Consider the following 18,727-nt stretch of genomic DNA (forward strand, 5'->3'; position numbering starts at 1 on the left):
GAGGGCAGCCGCGGCGGCGGGGCTGGCACGGACGTTCGACGCGGCGGCGGGGCTGGCACGGACGTTCGACGTGGCGGCGGGGTGGCGTGGGCGTGTCCAGGATCCACAGTTGACCTCAACCTGAGTTGAGGTCGCAGGATGGGCCGACCTTCGGGGAAAGCCCCGCAACCGATCTTGGGAGTGCTCCGTGAGTGCGGATTCCGGCTTCTATTCGATCATCGACTACACCGTCGACGGATCCGACACCCAGCGCGAGCTCGTGGAGGCCTTCGCGGAGATCCAGGAACGGTGGGTGCGCTTCTATCCCGGCTACCGGTCGGCCCGCTTCCACGTGAGTACGGACGGCACCCGCGTCTACAACATCGTCCACTGGGCGAGCGAGGCGGACTACCAGAACTTTGTGCGGACCTCCGACACCGACGGCCGGATGGCCGCCATCGGCAGGGCGTTGGCGGCGCTGTCGGGCACGGCCGAGCCGCGCATGACGGGGGCGCCGACCTACACCGTCGTCCGCGAGGTCGGCCCCGGCCCCCAGCGCCTCGAGTCCTGACCACCCCGACCACCGGCTCGGCCCGTCAACGGGCGGGCCGAGCGGGGCGGCCGTACCACCGACAGCCCGCACATAGTTGAGGGGAGATCCATGAAGCTCGAGGTATTCGCCGACGTGCTCTGCCCGTGGTGCTACATCGGAAAGAGACGACTGTCGGCCGCGTTGGCGAGACACGCCGACCGGGACAGCGTGGAGGTGGTCTGGCGCGCCTTCGAACTCGCGCCGGAGGAGGGACGGGTTCCCGGCCCGACCGCAGCTGAAGCGATGGCCGGCTGGTGGGGCGAGCAGGCGCCGGCCCGCGTCGCCCGGATCCAGTCGATGGGCGCCGCGGCAGGCGTGGAGCTGAACCTGCACCTGGCCCGCCCGGTGAACACCTTCGACGCGCACCGACTGTGCAAGCTGGCCGCCGACCGTGGCCGGGCCGACGAGATGATGGAGTCACTGTTGCACGCCTACCACACCGAAGGGCTCAACGTGGCGGACCCTCACATCCTGCAGCGCCTGAGCGGCGCGGCCGGGGTCGACGCCGACCAGGCACGCGCTGTGCTGGCCGGCGACGGCTACGCCGACGAGGTGCGCGCCGACCGGCGTCGGGCAGTCGAGCTGGGCGTCACCGGTGTTCCCAACCTGGTGATCGACGGCCGGCCGCCGGTCTCCGGGGTCCAGCCTGTCGCCGACCTGCTCCGACTGCTGGAGCGCGCGACCCGACCGGAGCAGCCGGTGCCCGCCACGCCCGGCCGGTGACGGCGGGCGACTGGCGGGCTGACGGCTGGCGCGCGGACGTGACGCCCCGGGGCTGTGTCCGAGCCCGTCAGTCGCCGTCGACGCGGCGGTCGCGCTTGCGCTGCGACTGGCGCTTCTTCTCGGCCAGCCGGCGCTCCTTGGCGCCGCGCGAGGGCCGGGTGGGCCGGCGTGGCGGGGGCGGCGGGGCCGCCGCCTCGCGCAGCAGGGCGGCCATCCGCTCCCGGGCCGCCTCCCGGTTGGCCAACTGCGCCCGGTGCTCGCTGGCGGTGACGGTCAGCACGCCGTCGACGAGCCGCCCGGCGAGCCGTTGCAGCGCCCGCGCCCGCAGCGGCTCGGGCACCCCGGGCGAGGCGCCCAGGTCGTAGCTCAGCTCGACGCGGGAGTCGGTGGTGTTGACGCCCTGGCCGCCGGGCCCGGACGAGCGGGAGAAACGCTCCCGCAGCTCAGCGGCGGGGACGACCCACCGGTCGGTCACCCGCAGTCCGTCGTCCACACCCCGAGGCTAACGCCCCGCCCGGATGCTCGGGGTGGCGGACGGGTCCGGCGTCGGGCCGGGCGGCGCCGGCTCGCCGTCGGAGCCGACGGCGGCGTACGCGACCGCCCCGACCAGCAGCAGGGCGATCACCCCGATCTTCGTGGTGGCCACCTTGATCAGCAGCCACGCGGTGCGCCGGGCACCGGGCACGGTCTTCTTGACGGTCTGGTAGTCGGCCCACCCGCGTCGCGCCCGGGCGTACGCCGACCCCACACCGGTTCCGATGATCAGGCCCACCAGCAGGAGGACCACGATTACAGGACGCTCCACCCACGCCAGTATCCATACTCAGCGTAATATTTCCATGGTCCGATCATTCCGCGCCGGGTATCCGACAGTTTTCACGTTCCCACCCGCGCCGCGGCGGTCGTACGGGCAGCTCAGCCGCCCTTTCCGATGATCGTGTCGGCGGTCTGCTGCACCTGCTCGATGGGGATGGCGAAGCCGATCCCGATGGAGCCGTTGCCGTCGATCGTGGCGATCGCGGTGTTCACCCCCACCACCTCGCCGCGCGCGTTGACCAACGGGCCGCCCGAGTTGCCCGGATTGATCGAGGCGTCGGTCTGCACCGCGGTGTGCCGGTTGTCGCCGAGGCGCACCTGCCGGTCCAGTGCGCTCACGATGCCGGCGGTGACCGTGCCGGCGAGCCCCAGCGGCGAGCCGACCGCCAGCACCGGCTCGCCGACCCGGGTCGACCCCGGCTTGGCCAGCGGCAGCGCCGCCAGGCCGGCCGACGGCGGCACCCGGAGCACCGCGAGGTCGCTGCGCGGCTCGCGGCCGACCACCTCGGCGGCGAACCGCCGCCCGTCCGGCAGCTCGACGGTCACCGAGCCGTTGCGTCCCTTGGCCAGGATGTGGTCGTTGGTGATGATGTGCTGCTGGTCGTCGACGGCGAAGCCGGATCCGGTCGCCGAGGCACCGCGCCCCCCGCCGACGAGCACCGAGACCACCCCCGGCACCGTCTTCTCGGCCGCGGTCACCAGCTCCGCCGGCACCGGGGCCGCCGAGGCCGCCGCCGGGCCGGGCTCGCCGTCCCGGCTGGCCACCACGCCGCCGGCCACCGCGCCCGAGGCGGTGGACAGGGCCACCACCGCCAGCCCGGCCAGCAGCCGCCCGCGCCCGCGCCACCCGGCCGGCCCGTGGTCCGGTCCCGGCCCGTCCCACCGGGCCCGCCCGTCCGGCTCCAGCTCCGGCGAGATGAACCAGGGGCCGCGTGGTTCGCCCAACCCGGTCTGCACTGCCATGCGTACGCTCCTCACGTGTCCTTCTCGGCGGTGGGGGTCAGGGCAGCCGGGAGAACCAGCGCATCGAGCCGGCCGCGGCGCCCAGGGCGAACACCAGTCCCAGGCCGATGAAGCGGGCCGAGACGTCCTGCCGTTCCGTGCGGTAGCCCACCGAGGTGCCGATGTCGTCGTAGACCGCGCGCAGCTCGTCGCTGGTGCTGGCCTCGTGGAACCCGCCGCCGGTCTCCTCGGCGACCGCGCGCAGCGTCTGCCCGTCCACGGGCACCTGGATCGGCCGGCCGCCCCGGTCGACGGTGCCGGCGGGGGTGCCGAAAGAGATGGTGTGCACCGGCACCTTCATGGTCACCGCGTCGGCCGCCGCCTCCATCGGGTCCATGCCGGAGGTGTTCGCGCCGTCGGAGAGCAGGATGATCCGGGCCGGCGGCGGGTCCTTGGCCGCCTGACTGTCGAAGCCCTTGACCGCGCCGAGCGAGGTGCTGATGGCTTCGCCGATGGCGGTGCCCTGCACCCCGGTGGCCCCCTCGACCAGCCGCTCGATCCCCTCGTGCAGCGCCTCCCGGTCGGTGCTCGGGGGCACCAGCACCGCCGCGCTGCCGGCGAAGGCGACCAGCCCGACGTTGAACTCGTCGGGCAGGCCGTCGACGAACTGCCGGGCACAGTCCTTGGCGGCGCTGAGCCGGTCGGGCTCCACGTCGCCGGCGAGCATCGAGGTGGAGACGTCGACGGCCACCATCACCGTCGCCCGTTCCCGGGGCACCCGCACCTCCGCCGTGGGCCGGGCGAAGCCGACCACCAGCAGCGCCAGCATGGCGAGGAAGAGCCCGGCCGGCAGGTGCCGCCGCCACGTCGGCCGCTGCGGCGCGACCCGGTCGAGCAGCCGCAGGTTGGTGAAGCGGACGGCGTAGCGGCTGCGCCGGCGCTGCATGAGCAGGTAGCCGACCGCCAGGGCGAGCACGCCGAGCAGCAGCCAGAGCCGCACCGGCGACTGCCAGATCACGCCGCACCTCCCCGGGCCGCGCGGGCCGGGGCCGCGGCGAGCCGCCGCTGGGCGTGCACGTGGCGCACGATGTCGGCGCTCCAGTCGCGGTCGGTGCGCAGCGGCAGGTGGGTGGCCCCGCTACGGCGCAGCGCCTCGCGTACCTGGTCGCGTTGGGCGGCGGCGGCGGCCGCGTACCGCTCGCGCAGCCGGGGGTCGCCGGTCCAGACCTCCCGCCGTCGGCCGGTCTCCGGGTCGACCAGGGTGATCAGGCCGACGTCCGGCAGTTCCAGCTCGCGCGGGTCGGTGACCTCCACGGCGAGCACCTGGTGCCGCACGGCGAGCCGGCGCAGGGGCCCCTCCCAGGGCGGCGCGTGCCGGGGGTCGTCGGGCAGGCCGTCGAGGAAGTCCGAGACCACCACCACCAGGCCGCGCCGCAGCGCCACCCGGTGTACGGCGGCCAGGCCGTCGGTCAGGTCGGGGCCGTCGGGCAGCGGGGTCCGCTCGTCGTACCCGCCGGCGCGCGGCGCGGTCAGCAGGGCCCGGAGCAATCCGAGCAGGTGGGCGCGCCCGCTGCGGGGCGGAAAGCGGCGCAGCCCGGCTGGGCCGAGCACCTGCGCGCCGAGCCGGTTGCCGACCCCGGCCGTGAGGAAGCCGACCGCCGCCACGGCCGCCACGGCCAGTTCCCGCTTGTCCAGCTCGGCGGTGCCGTACTCCATGCTGGGGCTCGCGTCGACCAGCAGCCAGGTGGTCAGCTCCCGGTCGGCGTCGACCTCGCGCACGTGCGGGACGGTGGTCCGGGCGGTCACCGCCCAGTCCATCCGGCGCACCTCGTCCTCACCCGGGCGGTACTCCCGGCTGCCGGCGGGCTCGCTGCCCAGCCCGGGCAGCAGGCCGCGGTACCGGCCGTGCAGCAGGCCGTCGAGCCGGCGGGTGACGGTCAGTTCCAGCCGGCGCAGCCGCCGGTCCGGGGCGAGGTCGGCCAGCCCCGGGTCGGCCGGCGTGGGCGCCGACGCGGTGGCCCCGCGCCAGCTCATGCCGCCGCCAGGTCGGCCGCGTGCCCGGGGTGACCGGTGGCGATCCGGGGCGGCGGCACCGCCTCGACCAGCCGGCGCACCACCGACTCGGCGGACACCCCGTCGGCGACCGCGTCGAAGGAGAGCACCAGCCGGTGGGCGAGCACGTCGACGGCCAGCTCCCGGATGTCCTCGGGCAGCACGTACTCGCGGCCGCGCAGCAGCGCCTGGGCCCGGGCGGCGGCGACCAGGCCGAGGGTGGCCCGGGGGCTCGCCCCGTACGCGAGCAGCCGGCCGACCTCGGGCAGGCCGAACCGGCCCGGGTCACGGGTGGCGAGGATGAGCCGGACCACGTACTCGGCAAGGGCGTGGTGCACGAAGACGTGGGTGGCCCGGGCCTGGAGGTCACGGAGGCGCTGCGGGTCGAGCACCCGGCGGGCGGTGGGCCGGTCGGCGCTCATCCGGTAGAGGATGGCCAGCTCGTCGGCGTCGCTCGGGTAGTCGACCACGATCTTCATCAGGAACCGGTCGCGCTGCGCCTCCGGCAGCTGGTAGACCCCCTCGGACTCGATCGGGTTCTGGGTGGCCAGCACCAGGAACGGGTCGGGCACCGGATAGCTGCGCCCGCCGATGGAGACCTGGCGCTCCGCCATCGCCTCCAGCAGCGCGGACTGCACCTTGGCGGGGGCCCGGTTGATCTCGTCGGCGAGCACCAGGTTGGCCATGATCGGGCCCAACTCGGTGTCGAAGGTCTCCTTCGACGCGCGGTAGATCCGGGTGCCGACGATGTCGGACGGCACGAGGTCGGGGGTGAACTGGATCCGGGAGAAGGTGCCGCCGACCACGGTGGCGAGGGTCTGCGCGGCGAGCGTCTTGGCCACCCCGGGCACGCCCTCCAGGAGGCAGTGCCCGTCGGCGACGAGGGCGGTGAGCAGGCGCTCGACGAGCCGATCCTGCCCGACGATCACGCGTTTGACCTCGAAGAGGGTCTGTTCCAGCTCGGCCGAACTCGCATCGGGTTCGGCCGGGCTGGGCACGCTGGCCAGGGTGTCCGAGATGTCCGTCACGGTGCTTGCTTCCCGTGGCGGCCGTCGGACAAACGTCGGATTATCAGCGCCGGCACGGTCCTTACCGGTCCGAACCGGGACGAGCCTCGCGGCCCGGCAGGACCGGCGCGGCACGGCCCACCGGACGCGGGGGCGCCGGCCCCCACCCGGAGGTGGGGGCCGACGTCGTCAGCGGGTGTTCAGTTGGCGACGACCAGGTGGAACGGCCGGTCGGCCGGGGTGCCGGACGAGTTCCGGGTCTGGACGAAGACCGCGTTCGGCGTCTGGAGCCGCGGCGCCACCGAGATCTCGCCGCCCGGCGGCACGTTGTACGGATCGGTGGTGCCGATGGTCGCCACGAACGTCTCCAGCGAGACGTTGTAGTTGAACAGGACCTGGTACTGCCCGGGGCCGTACCGGGTGGCGGAGACCGCCTCGGGCGAGCCGCGGAGCAGGGTGCCGCCGCTGGAGACGACGGCGGAGGCGACGGTGCCCGGCGCGGTCGCCAGCGCGGACGGGCCCTGCGCCAGTGCCGCCTTGGCCTTGCGGGCCTCGGCGGGCGTCACGGCCGGCTGGCTGCCGGAGCCGGGCTGGCGGGCCGGCTGGGCGACCTCGGCGGGCGCCTGCGCCGCCGGCTGGGCGACGGCGATGCCGCCTCCGGTCAGGGCGAGCGCCAGGGCGGTGAAGGCCACCGCCGCCGCCTTGCGTCGGAAGAGTGTGGTCATGACAGGTCTCCCTTTTGTTGACCGTGCGGATTCGACCGTTCCCGCCCGACGGCGGAACGGCTGATTTCCAATTCTCGGGCCCGGGAAATGAGCGACAACCGCCGGAAGCCCGCACTTCAGGCCGCACCCTAGATGTTGTCGCCTCAATCATTTCACCGGCTCTGAGCAGGGATTACTACTCAGAGTTTCGACGTCTCAACCCACTGGAACGTAGCATCGTAAAAAGCCAGACGTCAATAGTCGATCACGCCTTTCCGGTGACCCGCCCGGCGGCGTCGACAATTTTGTGAAATGCGAATGCTCTGCCATTCGTGAAATACGTTCGGCAGGGCGACGGGCCACGGCGCGTGGCGGGGCGGGGTTACCCTCTCACCATGATCACCGAGGCGGAGCGGCCGACGGACAGCCGGGCGGGGCTCCCGGGCACCGTGCTCTGCTGGGCGGCTGTCGCGCCCGGGGCCGCCTGGACGGTGGTGCGGCTGGCCGGTCTCGACCGGGGGCCGCTGGTCCAACTGCTCGCCTTCACCCCGTACGTCGCCGCCGGGAGCCTGCTGCCGCTGGTGCTCGCGCTCGCCCTGCGGCGCCGCTGGCCCGCGGTGGTCGCGGCGGTGGTCACGGCGGCGCTGGTGGCCGTGGTCGCGCCCCGGGCCCTGCCCGCCGGGCAGCCCGCGACCGGCGGGCCGACGGTGCGGCTGCTGACCGCCAACCTGCTCGCCGGGGCGGCCGACGCGCGGGCGCTGGTCGACCTGGTCGAGCGGCACCGGGTCGACGTGCTCACCGTGCAGGAGTTCACCCCCGAGGCCCGGGCCGACCTGGACCGGCTCGGCCTCGACCGGCTGCTCCCCCACCGGCACCTCGAGCCCCGGCCCGGCACCGTCGGCTCCGGAATCTACGCCCGGTTCCCCGTCGGCGAGGGCGGCGTCCGGCACAACCGCGGCGGTTGGGGCTTCGACCAGGCGTACGGCACGGTCACGGTGCCCGGGGCGCCGCCGGTGCGCGTCGAGTCGGCGCACCCGGCGGCCCCGTACGCGGTGGACCAGGTCGGCCACTGGCGCACCGACCTGGCGGCGCAGCCGCCCGCGACTCCGGACGGGCCGCTGCGGATCCTCGCCGGCGACTTCAACGCCACCCTCGACCACGCCCCGCTACGCGCGCTGCTGTCCACCGGATACGTCGACGCCGCCGACGAGGTCGGCGCGGGCCTCACCGGCACCTGGGGCCCCTACGACGGCGACCCGATCCCGCCGGTGACCATCGACCACGTGCTGGTCGACCGGCGGATCGCCGTGCGGGCGGTGGCCGTGCACCGGGTGCCGGGCAGCGACCACCGCGCCGTCCTGGCCGAACTGCGCCTTCCGGCGGGGTGACCCCGCCTCAGACGCGGGCGCGGTCGAGGCCGTAGGTGAGCGCGTCGACGAGGGCGTGCCAGCTCGCCTCGACCACGTTGGGGTGCACCCCGACCGTCGTCCAGTCGCGGCCGGTGCGGTCGGCGGTCTCCAGCAGCACCCGGGTCACCGCCCCGGTGCCGCTGCTGCCCTCCAGGATCCGCACCTTGAAGTCCGCCAGTTCGAAGTCGCCCAGCTCCGGGTAGTGCCGGGCCAGCCCGGCGCGCAGCGCCTCGTCCAGGGCGTTCACCGGGCCGTTCCCCTCGGCGGTGGCGATGACCCGCTCGCCCCGTACGCGGATCTTGACGGTCGCCTCGGAGACCACCGCGCCGTCCTCCCGGTGCTCGACGAGCACCCGGTACGACTCCAGCGCGAACGGCTTCGCCGGCGCGGTGTCCAACTCGGCGCGGACCAGCAGCTCGAACGAGGCGTCGGCGGCCTCGAACGACCAGCCGCCGGCCTCCAGCTCCTTGACCCGCCGGGTCACGCGGGACAGCGCCTCCGGATGGCCGGCCAGGTCCAGGCCGAGCTCGCGGCTCTTGAGCTCGACGCTGGCCCGGCCGGCCATCTCGGTGACGAGGATCCGCATGTCGTTGCCCACCACCTGTGGGTCCACGTGGTTGTAGAGCAGCGGATCCACCTTGATCGCGCTCGCGTGCAGCCCCGCCTTGTGGGCGAAGGCCGCGGCCCCGACGTAGGCCTGGTGGGTGTCGGGGGCGATGTTGGCGATCTCGGCGATGGCGTGGGAGACCCGCACCATCTGCCCCAGGCAGCCCTCCGGTAGGACGGGCAGCCCGAGCTTGAGCTGGAGGTTGGCGACCACCGCGAAGATGTCGGCGTTGCCGGGGCGCTCGCCGTAGCCGTTAGCGGTGCCCTGGAAGTGCCGCACCCCCGCCTCGACGGCGGCGACGGTGTTGGCCACCGCGCACGCCGTGTCGTTCTGGCAGTGGATGCCGAGCAGCTCCGGGCCGACCCCCACCCGCGCGGTCAGGTCGGCGATGGCGGCGGTCACCTGGGAGGGCAGCATCCCGCCGTTGGTGTCGCAGAGCACCATCCGCTCGGCGCCGGCGGCGAGCGCCGTCTCCACCACCGCCGCCGTGTACGCCGGGTCGTGCCGGTAGCCGTCGAAGAAGTGCTCGCCGTCGACGAAGACCCGACGCCCCTCGGCCACCAGGTGCGCCACGGTGTCGTGGACCATCGCCAGGTTCTCCGCGGCGGTGGTGCGCAGCGCCCGCTCGACGTGCCGCAGGTCGGCCTTGGCGACCAGGGCGACCGCCGGGGTCTGCGCGTCGAGCAGGCCGCGGACCTGCGGGTCGTCGGCGACCCGCACCCCGGCCCGCCGGGTGGCCCCGAACGCGACCAGCAGCGCGTGTCTCAGGTCCAACTCGGTGCGCGCCCGGCGGAAGAACTCGGTGTCCTTCGGCACCGCGCCCGGCCAGCCGCCCTCGATGAAGCCGACCCCGAACTCGTCGAGCAGCCGGGCCACCGCGAGCTTGTCGACCACCGAATAGCTGAGCCCCTCGCGCTGGGCCCCGTCGCGCAGCGTCGTGTCGTACACCTGGAAGGTCATCAGGGATCCTTTCGAGAGCAACAAAAAGACCCCCCGCGGATGCGGGAGGTCTGCGCGCTCGGCGGAGGGGAGGCCGGCGCGCTAGGTCCGAATAATCAGGTGGGTGCTGTTCACGATCGCCACTCTGCCATCCGGGACTGGTTTTGGGAGGCAAAATCCACATGGCGGGACGATCACGCAGGGTCGCGATACCGTACTGGCCGCCGGGTCGCGGCCCGAACCGGACGTTGGTGATCGACTTCACAAGTCGCCCGGCCGCCACCAGGCGGAAACAACGCTGCGGAAGTATCTGGAACCGATCCAGTTACCGGCCCTCGTGCCGCTGTCAAGGAGGACCTGTGCTCACTGTCGGTGACCGCTTCCCCGAGTACGAACTCACCGCCTGCGTGTCGCTGGACGCCGACAAGGCGTTCGAGACGATCAACCACAAGTCCCACGAGGGCAAGTGGCGGGTCGTCTTCTTCTGGCCGAAGGACTTCACCTTCGTCTGCCCGACGGAGATCGCCGAGTTCGGCCGGCTGAACGACGAGTTCGCCGACCGGGACGCCCAGGTCCTCGGCGTGTCGGTGGACAACGAGTTCGTCCACTACGCGTGGCGCAAGGACCACCCGGACCTGCGCGAGCTGCCGTTCCCGATGCTCAGCGACATCAAGCGTGAGCTGACCGCCGCCTGCGGCGTGCTCGGCGAGGACGGCGTGGCCCAGCGGGCGACCTTCATCGTCGACCCGAACAACGAGATCCAGTTCGTCATGGTGACCGCCGGTTCGGTCGGCCGGAACGTCTCCGAGGTGCTGCGGGTGCTCGACGCCCTGCAGACCGACGAGCTCTGCCCGTGCAACTGGAACAAGGGCGGCGAGACCCTGGACGCCACCAAGCTGCTCGCCGGCGCCGGGGCCTGACCATGGGCCTGGACGCGATCAAGGCGGCTCTGCCGGAGTACGCCAAGGACATCAAGCTCAACCTCGGCTCGACCATCGGCACCTCGACGCTGAAGCCGGAGCAGGCGTGGGGCACCGCCCTGGCCTGCGCGGTGGCGGCGCGCAACGCGGTGGTGCTGCGGGAGATCGCCGACGAGGCGGCCACCCACCTCGGGCCGGAGGCGGTCGAGGCGGCCAAGGGCGCCGCGGCGATCATGGCGATGAACAACGTCTACTACCGGGCCAAGCACCTGATCGGCGACGAGCAGTACCAGTCGATCCCGGCGCGGCTGCGGATGCAGATCATCGCCAGGCCGGGCGTGGAGAAGGCCGACTTCGAGCTCTGGTGCCTGGCGGTCTCGGCGATCACCGGCTGCGGGGTCTGCCTGGAGTCGCACGAGAAGACCCTGCGCGCCGCGGGCTTCAGCCGCGAGCAGGTGCACGAGGGGCTGCGCATCGCCGCCGTCGTGCACGCCGCCGCGGTCACCCTCGACGCCCAGGCCGCGCTCGCCTGACGCGTACGCCCCCGGTGGGCCGGTGCCGCACGACGGCGTCGGCCCACCGCCGTTTCCGCCGGCGACCGCCCGGGTAGCTCCTCCCGGGACGAGGACACGATCCGGCGAGACGACTGGCGACAGTCGGGGCAGGAGTTGTCACATGGACAGGCTCGACCCGCACAGCACGCACGGCAGCCCGGACCCGGTGCGCGACGGTGGCCGGGGCGAGTTCGCCGGCGGGGCGCCCGCCGGCGCCTTCGACCCGTGGCGCTACCGGGACACCGCGAGGGTGGCCGACGCCGACCTGGTCGGCTACAAGGTCGAGGCCACCGACGGCGGCATCGGCAAGATCGACAGCGCCAGCCACGAGGTCAACGACAGCTACCTGGTGGTGGACACCGGGCCGTGGGTCTTCGGTCGGAAGGTGATGATCCCGGCCGGCACGGTCAACCACGTCGACCACGACGAGCGCAAGGTCCACGTCGACCGGAGCAAGGACCAGATCAAGGCCGCTCCGGAGTACGACGAGACCGCCGACACCGATCCCACCTACCGCGACCGGCTCGGCGGCTACTACGGCGAGACGTACTCGGCCATTCCGCCCGGCACCGCCCGGTAGTCACCGGCGAGCGACGGCCTCCCGCGTCCCGTGGGAGGTCGTTACCGTGTCAGCGTGGACACCACCGAGGTCAACCGCAGCTACCCGTTCGCCACGATCTTCAACTTCCGCGACGTGGGCGGCCACCACGGGCACGACGGGCGCGCCGTCCGCCGGGGCCGGCTCTACCGCTCCGACTCGCTGCACCGCATCGACGGCACCGACCGGGAGGCGTTCGCCGCCCTCGGCGTGCGCACGGTCATCGACCTGCGCCGCCCCCACGAGGTGGAGCGCGACGGCCGGGTCCCCCACTTCGACGGTCTGACCTGGCACCACGTCCACCCGGAGCACGCGGAGTGGGGCGAGACCCCCTACCGGCCGGGCAGCGACCTGGCCCGCTACCTCGCCGACCGGTACGCCGACCTCGCCGAGACCGGCACCGCCGGGCTGGCGAGGGCCGTCGGGCTGATCGCCGACGCGGCCAACGCCCCCGTGGTGGTGCACTGCGTCGTCGGCAAGGACCGCACGGGCATCGTCTGCGGGCTCACCCTCGCCGCGCTCGGCGTCCCCGACGAGGACATCGCCGCCGACTACGCGCTGAGCACCGAGGCCGGCGAGCGGTTCCGCACCTGGTACGAGGCCATCACCCGGCAGACGGGGCAGAGCCTGCCGCCGCTGACCTGCCCCGCCGAGGCCATGACGCTCTTCCTCGCCGAGCTGCGTGAAGCCCACGGCTCGATCGAGGGCTACCTCCGCCACGCCGGCGTCACCGACGCCCAGCTGACCGCCCTCCGCGCCCACCTCCTGACCTGACCCCCGCCCCCGCCCCCGCCCTCGCCCTCGCGATCTTGCAGTTTGTGCCCCCGGAACGCGTGACCTGCCCCGGTTTGTCCGGGCACAAAGTGCAAGATCGGCGCGACGGGGGCGGGGGGCGGGGGGTTACGGGTCAGAGGACGCGCTGGACCCAGCCGTGCGGGTCGTCGGCTTCGCCCCGCTGGAGGTCGACGAGTTGCTGCCGCAGGGCCATGGTGACCCGTCCGGGCTCGCCGCCGCCGATCAGGAACCCGCCGTCGGGGAAGCGCACCTCCCCGATCGGCGTGATCACCGCGGCGGTGCCGCAGGCGAACACCTCCCGGAGCCGGCCGCTCGCCGCGTCGGCCTGCCAGTCGGCGAAGCTCACCGGCCGCTCCTCGACCCGGTGCCCGGCGCCGGCGGCCAGGGTGAGCACCGACTCCCGGGTGATGCCGGGCAGGATCGTGCCGGTCAGCGGCGGGGTGACCACCGTGCCGTCGTCGTAGACGAAGAACACGTTCATGCCGCCCAGCTCGTCGACGAAGCGCCGCTCCACCGCGTCCAGGAAGACCACCTGGTCGCAGCCGTGCTCGATCGCCTCGGCCTGGGCCACCAGCGAGCTGGCGTAGTTGCCGCCGCACTTCGCCGCGCCGGTGCCGCCCGGGGCGGCCCGGGTGTAGTCCGGCGTGACCCAGACCGTCACCGGCTTGACCCCGCCCGAGAAGTACGCGCCGACCGGCGAGGCGATCACCACGTAGAGGTATTCGTTGGCGGGCCGGACGCCGAGGAACACCTCGCTGGCGAACATGAACGGACGCAGGTAGAGGCTGCCGTCCACGCCCGCGGGGATCCAGTCCCGGTCGATCTCGACGAGCCGGCGCAGCGAGTCGACGAACGCCTCCTCGGGCAGCGGCGGCATCGCCATCCGCCGGGCGGAGGCGGCGAACCGGGCGGCGTTGGCCTCGGGGCGGAACATGGTGACCCCGCCGTCGGCCGTCCGGTACGCCTTCAGGCCCTCGAAGATCTCCTGCGCGTAGTGCAGCACGGCGGCGGCCGGGTCCATCGGGATCGGCGCGCGGGCCTCGATCCGGGCGTCGTACCAGCCCTTGCCGTCGGCGTAGCGGATGGTGACCATGTGGTCGGTGAAGACGCGGCCGAATCCCGGGTTGGCCAGCAGGGCGGCCCGGTCGGCGACGGATACCGGCGCGGGATTCGGACGGATCTCGAAGTCGAGCTTGTCACCACCGCTCATCGCGCTGACCTCCCTGCGGAACGGACGGCACACGGGTCCGCATGCCGAGAATCGTGGTGCGAGAAACTTACCCCGAACGGTCGTTCAGGGGGTAGCGCCGCCCGGGCGCGGCGGCGCCGCCGGACGGGTGGAGGCCGCCGCGCCCGTGGGTGCGGGCGGGGCGGCTCACGGGGGCCGGGCGCCCGGGTGGGGCGGCCCGCGGGCTCAGGAGGCGGCGTGCCCGGCCAGCCGGTCGCCGACCTCCTCGGTGCGCAGCGGTACGCCCGCGGTCCGGCCGGCCAGCTCCGCGCCGACGGCGGCGGTGACCCGGGCCGCGGCGTCGGCGTGCCCGAGCTGGTCGAGCAGCAGCGCGGCGGAGAGCACGGCCGCCACCGGGTCGGCCACGCCGCGCCCGGCGATGTCCGGCGCGGAGCCGTGCACCGGCTCGAACATCGAGGGGTACGCCCCCTCGGGGTTGATGCTGCCGCTGGCGGCCAGCCCGATCCCGCCGGTGACCGCGGCGGCGATGTCGGTGAGGATGTCGCCGAACAGGTTGTCGGTGACGACCACGTCGTAGCGCTGGGGCTGGGTCACGAGGAACATCGCGGCGGCGTCGACGTGCTGGTATTCCGTGGTCACGTCGGGGTGCTCGGCGGCGACGGCCTCGAAGGCGCGCGCCCACAGCGAGCCGGCGTGGGTGAGCACGTTGGTCTTGTGCACGAGCGTGACCTTGCGCCGCTCCCGGCGCGCGGCGCGGGCGAAGGCGTCGCGGATCACCCGCTCCACGCCGTGCCGCGTGTTCAGGCTCTCCTCGGTGGCGACCTCGGCGGGGGTGCCGCGGTGCAGCGCGCCACCGGCGCCGGCGTAGAGGCCCTCGGTGCCCTCGCGGACCACCACCAGGTCGACCTCGCCCGGCTTGACGCTGGCCAGCGGCCCGGCCACGCCGGGCCAGAGCCGCGACGGGCGCAGGTTGACGTACTGGTCGAAGGCGAAGCGCAGCTTGAGCAGCAGTCCCCGCTCCAGCACGCCCGGCGGCACGCTCGGGTCGCCGACCGCGCCGAGCAGGATCGCGTCGTGCCCGGCCAGCTCGGTCAGCACCGAGTCGGGGAGCACCTCGCCGGTGCGGTGGTAGCGGGCGGCGCCGAGGTCGTACTCGGTGGCCTCCACCCCCGGGAGCACGGCGTCGATGACCTTGCGGGCCTGCGCGACCACCTCGGGTCCGATCCCGTCCCCGGCCACCACCGCGATCCGTGCCACGTCCTGCGCTCCTTCGCCTCGCCGTTTCGTCCGACCGTACGCCGCCGTCCCGCGTCCCGGTACGAAGCTTCCACCATCCGGGAAATCGGGATGCACAGGAGGCTCTCAGGTGACATTCATGGTCAGGTCATCTCCGCTGCCTAGCGTGGTGACGAGCGGGTCACGGGGGCCCGCGACGGCACCGCGACGACGCGGGCGCCGGCAGCGAGGGAGCACTTGTCATGCGGATCGACCAGCAGCCACGAACCCGCTGGGTGGACCAGTCGGCCTTCCAGCCCCGCCGGCCGGACCTGCGCCTCGGCTCCCGCAGCCACCGCCTCGACCGGCCCGCCGCCGCCGGCGACCGGATCGCCGTCCAGCACACCGTGCGGACCTCGACGGCGGAATACTCGCTGCTGCTCAACGCCCCCGAGTGGCTGGGCCGGCGCGGCGTCGGGGAGGCGCTGCGGGACGCGGTGGCGGAGCTGCGGGCCATCGACCTCACCTACGGCCCGACCCGGCCGGAGAGCCTCGTCTCCCGGCTGCGCCGGGGCGAGATCAGCCCCGAGTCGTACCCGCCGCTGGCCGACCTGGTCGACCGCTGCGCGGCGATGCGGGCGGCCACCGACGGCTGGTTCGACGCCTGGGCGGTGCCCGGCGGCTTCGACCCGGGCGGCCTGCTCGGCGGGTGGGCGGTGGAGCGGGCCGCCGCCCGGCTGCGGGCCGCCGGCATCCACGACTACGCCGTGCTCACCGGCGCCGACCTGGTCGTACGCGGGCACGCGGCGCACGGCGGCCCCTGGCGGGTCGCGGTGCACCACCCGACGGACCGGCAGCGCGCGCCGCTGGTGCTGGAGATGACGGCGGGCGCGATCGGCACGTCCGGGGTCAGCGGCCGGCAGGGTCACGTGGTGGACCCGCACACCGGCGAGCCGGCCGACCAGTTGGTCGCCGCGACGGTCGTCGGCCCCGACCTCGCCGTCGCCGACGCCTACGCCACCGCGCTCTACGCCGCCGGGCCGGTCGGGCTGGCCTGGTTCCGCAACGGGTCGGACTACCGCGCCCTCTTCGCCCACCGCCGCTGAGCCGCGCCCCAGGACCGTCGGGCGCCGGGCCGTCCCGTGGCTGGCCATCGCTGAGCGGTGACGCGCGATCGGCCCCCACGGTTGCGGCAACCACCGTGAGGGCCGGTCAGCGACGAGTGCGCGTGGCTCGCGCATTCGAGGGGTGCGGACCGGTCGGCCGGACGTCGACCTCGCCACCCGAAGACGGGCCCACGCCGCGAGCTCGGCCAGTGACCGCACGGGTACGCTAGCGAATCGACGCAACTCGACGCAAGGGTCTCCACACCGGACTCTCGCGACACCAACGGCGCCTGTCGGCGGGGCGATTTCGACACGGTGAACGACGGATGGCACGCTGTCCGCCGTGAGTTTCGATCTGAGCGTGTGGGCCCTGGCGGACGGGGCGACACCCGAGGACGTGCGGGCGGCCGTGCGCCGCTGCCGGCAGGGGCAGCACGTCGAGCGGCACCCGGACCCGCGGGTCGTGGCGTTCTACCGGGCGATCACCACCAGCTACCCGGACCGGCCGGCCGGGCCCGACACCCCGTGGGCGGTGGCGCCGCTGCACGCGGCGAACGACCACGTCGAGCTGAACCTGCACCCGACCTGCGCGGACGAGGTGCTGCTCGACATCGAGCGGCTGGCCGGCGAGCACGACCTCATGCTCTTCGACGCCCAGGACGGCTCGGTCTACCCGCCGCCGGCCCGGCTGCCCGGCTGACCCTCCCCCCGTACGACGAAGGGGCCCGGCGGATCGCCGGGCCCCCGCTGCCGTGCGCTCAGGTCACTCGTCGCGCAGGTCGGCGGCGCTGGCGGCGACCGCGCCGATCGAGTCCGCCGCCGAGGTGAGCAGGTCCGCGCCGAGCGCCTGGTCCACCGTCAGGGTCATCAGCGTCTCGCCGCCGGCCTCCCGACGGGCCACCTGCATCGCCGCGATGTTGATGCCGGCCTCGCCGAGCAGCGTGCCGACGGTGCCCACGACGCCCGGGCGGTCGACGTAACGGAGGAAGACGAGGATGCCCTCCGCGCCGATCTCCACGTCGAAGCCGTCGACCTCGGTCAGCTTGATGACGTCCCGCGTGCCGGCCTGGGTCACGGTGCCGGAGACGCTGACCGTACGGCCGTCGGGCAGCGCGCCGCGGACGGTGACCAGGTTGGGGTGGTCGGCCGTCTCGGCCTGGGTGGCCAGCGTGACCTCGACGCCGCGCTCGGCCGCCAGGTGCGGGGCGTTGACGTAGGTGACCTGCTCCTCGACCACCGAGCTGAACAGCCCCTTGGTGGCGGCGAGCTTGAGCACCGACACGTCGTGGTTGACGATCTCGCCGCGTACCTCGACGGTGACGCTGGCGGCGACCCCGCCCGCGACGGCGGTGAAGGCCCGGCCGAGCTTCTCGGCCAGCGGCAGCAGCGGCCGGACGTCCTCGGCGACGACGCCGCCGGCCTGCACGTTGACCGCGTCCGGCACGAACTCGCCCTGGAGCGCCAGCTTGACGCTCTTGGCGACGGCCAGACCGGCCTTGTCCTGCGCCTCGGCGGTGGAGGCGCCCAGGTGCGGGGTGGCCACCACGTTGTCGAAGGCGAACAGCGGCGAGGAGGTGCACGGCTCCTTGGCGTAGACGTCCACGCCCGCGCCGGCGACCCGACCCTCGGCGATCGCGTCGGCCAGGGCCTGCTCGTCGACCAGCCCGCCCCGGGCGGCGTTGATGATCCGGACGCCCGGCTTGACGACGGCCAGCTCCTTCTCACCGATCAGGCCGACCGTCTCCGGGGTCTTCGGCAGGTGGATCGAGATGAAGTCGCTCTCCCGCAGCAGCTCCTCCAGGCCGACCAGGCGGACGCCGAGCTGGGCCGCGCGGGCCGGCTGGATGTACGGGTCGTACGCGATCAGCCGGGTGCCGAAGGCGGCGATCCGCTGCGCGAAGAGCACGCCGATGCGGCCGAGCCCCACCACGCCGACGGTCTTGCCCTGGATCTCCACGCCGGTGTACTTCGACCGCTTCCACTCCCCCGCCTTCAGCGCGGCGCTGGCGCTGGCGGTGTTGCGGGCCACGGCGAGCAGCAGCGCGAGGGCCTGCTCGGCAGCCGAGACGATGTTGGAGGTGGGGGCGTTGACGACCATGACGCCCCGCGCGGTGGCGGCCGGCACCTCGACGTTGTCCAGGCCCACGCCCGCCCGGGCGACGACCTTCAGCCGCGGCGCGGCGGCGATGGCCTCGGCGTCGATCTGGGTGGCGCTGCGCACGATCACGGCGTCGGCCTCGGAGAGCGCCGAGAGCAGGGCCGGACGGTCGGTGCCGTCGACGTGGCGCACGTCGAAGTCGTGGGCGAGCACCTCGATGGCGGCGGGTGCGAGTTCTTCGGCGATCAGTACGACAGGAGTCATCGGTCCTCTAGTTGTCGTCAGAGCGGTGGGCCGGGCTGCGGGACGCCGCGCTGCGCCCCGCGCTGATCCGTGCCATGGCCGTCAGGTGCCGGCTACGCACCTACCCGCGATCGTAGGGGGCGGCCCGGCCGGCATGTCCCGGACCGTGGGGTGAGTGCCCTCACAACGGGTGGTGACGAGGCGGTGAACGGCGACGGCGGTCGGTCGTCGGCGGAACG

20 protein-coding genes are annotated in these 18,727 nt (G+C 73.9%); 9 read left to right on the forward strand and 11 right to left on the reverse strand.

Translation table 11 applies throughout. The features are described from left to right. Positions 1-187: 187 nt before the first annotated feature. Both ACGF7U_RS10575 and ACGF7U_RS10580 read left to right on the forward strand, forming a co-directional pair. Complete coding sequence (locus tag ACGF7U_RS10575; protein ID WP_393105091.1) at positions 188-550, forward strand: antibiotic biosynthesis monooxygenase family protein; 363 nt, start codon at positions 188-190, stop codon at positions 548-550. Positions 551-640: 90 nt separating this feature from the next. Beyond that, positions 641-1,294: a DsbA family oxidoreductase gene (locus tag ACGF7U_RS10580; RefSeq protein ID WP_393105093.1), complete on the forward strand. Its 654-nt coding sequence runs from the start codon at positions 641-643 to the stop codon at positions 1,292-1,294. 67 nt (positions 1,295-1,361) lie between these two features. Here the strand turns inward: ACGF7U_RS10580 and arfB are convergent, their stop codons facing one another. From arfB to ACGF7U_RS10615, 7 genes are all read right to left on the reverse strand, one after another. Beyond that, entirely contained in the window at positions 1,362-1,787 is a 426-nt protein-coding gene (gene arfB / locus ACGF7U_RS10585) for an alternative ribosome rescue aminoacyl-tRNA hydrolase ArfB (RefSeq protein WP_393105095.1), read from the reverse strand. A gap of 9 nt (positions 1,788-1,796) precedes the next feature. Further along, a complete protein-coding gene (locus ACGF7U_RS10590) occupies positions 1,797-2,099 on the reverse strand; it encodes a hypothetical protein (protein WP_393105097.1) in 303 nt (100 codons plus the stop codon). Between the two features lie 110 nt (positions 2,100-2,209). Beyond that, on the reverse strand, positions 2,210-3,073 hold the full coding sequence (locus tag ACGF7U_RS10595; protein ID WP_393105099.1) for a S1C family serine protease: 864 nt from the start codon (positions 3,071-3,073) through the stop codon (positions 2,210-2,212). Between the two features lie 37 nt (positions 3,074-3,110). After that, entirely contained in the window at positions 3,111-4,070 is a 960-nt protein-coding gene (locus ACGF7U_RS10600; RefSeq protein WP_393105101.1) for a VWA domain-containing protein, read from the reverse strand. After that, the gene (locus ACGF7U_RS10605) at positions 4,067-5,086 is read right to left on the reverse strand and encodes a DUF58 domain-containing protein (protein WP_393105103.1); all 1,020 of its coding nucleotides are present in this window, start codon (positions 5,084-5,086) and stop codon (positions 4,067-4,069) included. Before ACGF7U_RS10605 ends, ACGF7U_RS10600 begins: the two co-directional genes overlap by 4 nt. Then, positions 5,083-6,132, reverse strand: coding sequence for an AAA family ATPase (locus tag ACGF7U_RS10610; protein ID WP_393105105.1), 1,050 nt, complete (start codon positions 6,130-6,132; stop codon positions 5,083-5,085). The genes ACGF7U_RS10605 and ACGF7U_RS10610 overlap by 4 nt, the downstream gene beginning before the upstream one ends. A gap of 179 nt (positions 6,133-6,311) precedes the next feature. Continuing rightward, on the reverse strand, positions 6,312-6,836 hold the full coding sequence (locus ACGF7U_RS10615; protein ID WP_393105107.1) for a hypothetical protein: 525 nt from the start codon (positions 6,834-6,836) through the stop codon (positions 6,312-6,314). Positions 6,837-7,210: 374 nt separating this feature from the next. On the opposite strand from ACGF7U_RS10615, the gene ACGF7U_RS10620 reads away from it, so the two are divergent. Beyond that, entirely contained in the window at positions 7,211-8,203 is a 993-nt protein-coding gene (locus tag ACGF7U_RS10620) for an endonuclease/exonuclease/phosphatase family protein (RefSeq protein WP_393105109.1), read from the forward strand. Positions 8,204-8,210: 7 nt separating this feature from the next. Here ACGF7U_RS10620 and cimA read toward each other — a convergent pair whose 3' ends face one another. After that, the gene (gene cimA / locus ACGF7U_RS10625; RefSeq protein ID WP_393105111.1) at positions 8,211-9,791 is read right to left on the reverse strand and encodes a citramalate synthase; all 1,581 of its coding nucleotides are present in this window, start codon (positions 9,789-9,791) and stop codon (positions 8,211-8,213) included. Between the two features lie 338 nt (positions 9,792-10,129). On the opposite strand from cimA, the gene ACGF7U_RS10630 reads away from it, so the two are divergent. From ACGF7U_RS10630 to ACGF7U_RS10645, 4 genes are all read left to right on the forward strand, one after another. Continuing rightward, a complete protein-coding gene (locus tag ACGF7U_RS10630) occupies positions 10,130-10,690 on the forward strand; it encodes a peroxiredoxin (protein ID WP_350686876.1) in 561 nt (186 codons plus the stop codon). Positions 10,691-10,692: 2 nt separating this feature from the next. Beyond that, a complete protein-coding gene (locus ACGF7U_RS10635; protein ID WP_393105113.1) occupies positions 10,693-11,223 on the forward strand; it encodes a carboxymuconolactone decarboxylase family protein in 531 nt (176 codons plus the stop codon). 142 nt (positions 11,224-11,365) lie between these two features. Beyond that, the gene (locus ACGF7U_RS10640; protein ID WP_393105115.1) at positions 11,366-11,824 is read left to right on the forward strand and encodes a PRC-barrel domain-containing protein; all 459 of its coding nucleotides are present in this window, start codon (positions 11,366-11,368) and stop codon (positions 11,822-11,824) included. Positions 11,825-11,854: 30 nt separating this feature from the next. Further along, positions 11,855-12,616: a tyrosine-protein phosphatase gene (locus ACGF7U_RS10645; RefSeq protein WP_393105117.1), complete on the forward strand. Its 762-nt coding sequence runs from the start codon at positions 11,855-11,857 to the stop codon at positions 12,614-12,616. A 133-nt stretch (positions 12,617-12,749) separates the two neighbouring features. Here the strand turns inward: ACGF7U_RS10645 and ACGF7U_RS10650 are convergent, their stop codons facing one another. Together ACGF7U_RS10650 and ACGF7U_RS10655 are read right to left on the reverse strand one after the other, a co-directional pair. After that, positions 12,750-13,847 (reverse strand): branched-chain amino acid aminotransferase, encoded by a 1,098-nt coding sequence (locus tag ACGF7U_RS10650; RefSeq protein WP_393105119.1) that lies wholly within the window; start codon positions 13,845-13,847, stop codon positions 12,750-12,752. Between the two features lie 204 nt (positions 13,848-14,051). Continuing rightward, positions 14,052-15,083: a 3-isopropylmalate dehydrogenase gene (locus ACGF7U_RS10655; RefSeq protein ID WP_393105120.1), complete on the reverse strand. Its 1,032-nt coding sequence runs from the start codon at positions 15,081-15,083 to the stop codon at positions 14,052-14,054. A gap of 221 nt (positions 15,084-15,304) precedes the next feature. Between ACGF7U_RS10655 and ACGF7U_RS10660 the strand changes: the two genes are divergently transcribed. Together ACGF7U_RS10660 and ACGF7U_RS10665 are read left to right on the forward strand one after the other, a co-directional pair. Further along, positions 15,305-16,147, forward strand: a complete 843-nt coding sequence (locus tag ACGF7U_RS10660) for an FAD:protein FMN transferase (RefSeq protein WP_393105122.1) — start codon at positions 15,305-15,307, stop codon at positions 16,145-16,147. Between the two features lie 343 nt (positions 16,148-16,490). Continuing rightward, complete coding sequence (locus tag ACGF7U_RS10665; RefSeq protein WP_393105124.1) at positions 16,491-16,847, forward strand: hypothetical protein; 357 nt, start codon at positions 16,491-16,493, stop codon at positions 16,845-16,847. Positions 16,848-16,910: 63 nt separating this feature from the next. On the opposite strand, the gene serA is transcribed toward ACGF7U_RS10665, so the two are convergent. Further along, a complete protein-coding gene (serA, locus tag ACGF7U_RS10670; protein ID WP_393105126.1) occupies positions 16,911-18,509 on the reverse strand; it encodes a phosphoglycerate dehydrogenase in 1,599 nt (532 codons plus the stop codon). Between the last annotated feature and the right edge of the window lie 218 nt (positions 18,510-18,727).

The organism is Micromonospora sp. NPDC047670, from assembly GCF_043204915.1.
Lineage (GTDB): Bacteria > Actinomycetota > Actinomycetes > Mycobacteriales > Micromonosporaceae > Micromonospora.